A 506-nucleotide genomic window follows, 5' to 3' on the forward strand; every position below is an offset into this window, starting at 1 on the left:
GCTGCCGCGCCGCTGCCCGCCGCCGCGCTCGGGGCGGCTGGCGGCGTCCCGGGGGTGTCCTTGCCCCGCAGCTCGCTGATGGCGCGCTGGCGCTGGTCTTGCAGCAGCGCGTTCTGCTCCAGGCGCCGCTGCTGCCACCCTTGCTCCACCTCCCGCCGCAGCGCCGCGTACGTCCGTAGCTCCTCCGCTCGCATCAGGCGCCGCTCCGCCGCCTCGCAGTCACGCTCGCGCGCAATGCGCCGCTGTCGCGCCATCTCCGCCTCCGCGCGCTCCTCCTCCTCCCGCGACGCGCGCCGCACCGTGCGCGGGATGCTGCGCGCGCGGAACGCCTGCTGCGCCTTGTCGTGCTTGGCCTGCTGCCGCGCCAACCGCTCCTCGCGGCGGCGGCGGCGCTCCAGCTCGCGCTCCATCATGCCCACCGGCGCCTGCAGGCTGTCCTGCAGCTCCTGCACGCGCGCGGCCAGGTTCTCGCGCCGCCGCGCCTCCTCCTGCTCCTGCAGCACCTC

General features: G+C 76.9%; 1 protein-coding gene. It reads right to left on the reverse strand.

What is annotated here, in order from left to right:
* On the reverse strand, nt 1-506 hold a 506-nt coding region (locus tag ACK41V_RS23920; protein WP_409786223.1), incomplete at both ends, for a hypothetical protein.

The sequence above is a fragment of the Acidovorax sp. genome, assembly GCF_046291265.1.
Lineage (GTDB): Bacteria > Pseudomonadota > Gammaproteobacteria > Burkholderiales > Burkholderiaceae_C > Acidovorax.